The sequence below is a fragment of the Streptomyces sp. P5F9 genome, from assembly GCF_057961495.1.
In genome coordinates this window covers 1-649 of record NZ_JBXVPZ010001037.1, presented here as the reverse complement: position 1 = coordinate 649, position 649 = coordinate 1, and the positions used below count along the sequence as shown (strand labels likewise).

Genomic DNA, 649 nt, shown 5'->3' with positions numbered 1-649 from the left:
GCCCCTAGGGGGTGGCGATCGGGGGCGGTTTCAAGGCTCGGGTCGACTGCGATGCCCTCGTCTTTCAGGGGCGCGGGGAACTGCGCGACCAGCCCCCACCGGCCCGCACCCGACCCACAACCGAGTCACCCGAGTCGAACTCCGCTGGCCCCACAACCTCCCCGACGGCGGAAGGCACGGCTTCACCCCCCAACACCGAATACGCCTGGAACAAGCCCTCCCGGCGATGGCGGCCCGCCTCGCCGAAGCCCTCCCGGAGGGCGCGCACCGTGTGCACATCCTCGGCTTCGAGGAGCTGATGTACGCCCCGTTGAGACTGGCCCGCGAGCTGGAGCAGGTCGTGGACGCCGGCGTCACCTACTCCACGACCACCCGCTCACCCGTCCTCGCGGTGGACGACCCGGGCTACGCGATCCGCACCCGCCTCACCTTCCCGGCCCACGACACCCCCGCGGACGGCCCGGGCGACCGCTACGCCTACAACATCGCCGGCGCCGGTTTCGACGCGGTCGTCGCCGTGATCGACGACACCGCCGACACCCCCGAACTCCACGCCCCGGACGGCCTGTTGGCGAGGCTCGCCGAACACACCCCGCACGTCGTCCTCGCGGTCGTGCCGTCGTACGTCCCCGAAAGGCCCCCCATGCTC

At 72.0% G+C, this 649-nt stretch carries 1 protein-coding gene; it reads left to right on the top strand.

Annotation, left to right across the window (positions count from 1 at the left end; translation table 11 throughout):
- On the top strand, positions 1 to 649 hold a 649-nt coding region (locus AC31A1_RS52275; protein ID WP_489660054.1), incomplete at both ends, for a TRSP domain-containing protein.